At 61.7% G+C, this 804-nt stretch carries 1 protein-coding gene; it reads right to left on the minus strand.

Annotation, left to right across the window (positions count from 1 at the left end; translation table 11 throughout):
* Positions 1–76 precede the first annotated feature (76 nt).
* A partial coding sequence (locus tag ACWGTI_RS32575; RefSeq protein ID WP_454590669.1) for an IS1634 family transposase occupies positions 77–804 on the minus strand: 728 nt, incomplete at its 5' end.

The raw sequence follows: 804 nt of genomic DNA on the forward strand, positions 1-804 counted from the left end.
CCTGTAAGAATAAGTTATTAAGTCAGCATGTTAGGCGCGCGCCGGCGCGTGTTACCACTACATTTTGGGGGTGATCTCAGGCGAGTTGTTCGTCGAGGTTGTGTGGCAGAGCGATGCCAGCTGCCTTGAAGACGTTGCCCACTTGGCCCGTGACGTGAGTTCTGGTTGTGAGGATGCGACCATCCTTTTCGATGGTGGCTTCCTGGAGGCGGTCGAGATCGCGTAGGAGCGGCTGCCATTCGGGCGTCAGGCCTTTGGCGCGGCAGAGGCGGCGCAGTTCCTTGCTGAGCACGAGCGCCAGGAACGAGCAGAACACATGCCCGCGGATGGCGGCATCGGATTGGTGGAAGATCGGCCGGGTATTGAAGGTTGCCTTGGCGGCGCGGAACAGGCTCTCGACCTCGAGCAAATCGCGATACCGCAGCACGGCCTGGAGCGGGGTCACCTTCGCGTTGGTCCGCACCACGGTGATGCCGTCGTAGCGGGCTTCCTCGGCAAGCTTGCCGACATCGATCTTGAAGTTCTTGCCGCTGGCCTTGAGGTAACGCCGGTAGGCCGAGTTGCCGACCAGTGCCTTGTCGCCCTTCTTGAGCTGGGCCTCGAGGCCGGCGATGATCGCCTGGCGGTCGGCCTTGTCCTTCTCGGCCTCGGCGTCATTGCGGCTGACGATGTAGCGGTCTTTACCGACCTTGACCTCCTTGACCCACAACTGAGTTTCACCGCGCTGGCGCTCGAGAACGAGCGGAACCATCGGTGCCGTGTCATTGAGCACGACGTTGTGGATCACGCTGCTCGAGCGTTCGC

It is taken from the genome of Mesorhizobium sp. ArgA1 (assembly GCF_053714375.1).